The sequence below is a fragment of the Bradyrhizobium sp. 142 genome (assembly GCF_023074015.1).
Classification (GTDB): domain Bacteria; phylum Pseudomonadota; class Alphaproteobacteria; order Rhizobiales; family Xanthobacteraceae; genus Bradyrhizobium.
The window spans coordinates 1-670 of the sequence record NZ_JADPKQ010000152.1 but is presented as its reverse complement, the minus strand read 5'-3'; the positions used below and the strand labels follow the sequence as shown (position 1 = coordinate 670).

At 58.5% G+C, this 670-nt stretch carries 1 pseudogene; it reads right to left on the bottom strand.

From position 1 onward, the window contains the following. Positions 1–196 (bottom strand): annotated as a pseudogene (locus IVA82_RS14665) (hypothetical protein); the annotation flags it as partial. Positions 197–670: the final 474 nt, after the last annotated feature.

Genomic DNA, 670 nt, shown 5'->3' with positions numbered 1-670 from the left:
TAACACGCTTCCACGCTCTTTCGAGGTTCTCTCGGTCGCACACCTCCTCCATTAGTTGTTCTGTGAAAGCCGAGTTTTCGGTGGCTGATTTCGCCATGAATGGTTCGGTCTCCCCGTCGCCGCGTGCCGGGGCTTCACCCCGGTCCTTCGGTTCCAAGGCCAGCACTTGCTGGTTGTTCTGCCGCTTTCTATTCACGAGATACCAGTCCTACTTGCTCTCTCAATCGTTCGGGCCTTCAGCCATCGTTTCCGGCTCTGCCTATCTGTTTCTCCACCTTTCGGCCTTGGAGTGCCTCAATAGCTTTGCCGACAGCCTGACCTAATACGCCCTCAGCTGACCTCTGCCCGGTGGTCAGACGGCCTTGCGGCCGTCTCAGTCGCCCGAGGGCGACACCGTGCAGATCTCCCGGGGTAAGCTCAATCGCCTTCGGTGCACAACCGCCGGATCTACGCTTCGCATCCTTGATGGATCTGGACTTCGCGATGTGTCGCCCGCTCGTCCGACGCTTGCGCCTCATATCCGGTTTTTGTTCATCGGCTCGCACCTTTGATCCACGCTTCCTTCAGACCCCGCCTCGCGACGGCAGCCCTTGCGTTTCACTAACCCTTCACCTCCATCAGGTTGGGTGGAAGACTTTCACTTCCGAGCTATTGAGCATGCCCGGCACAC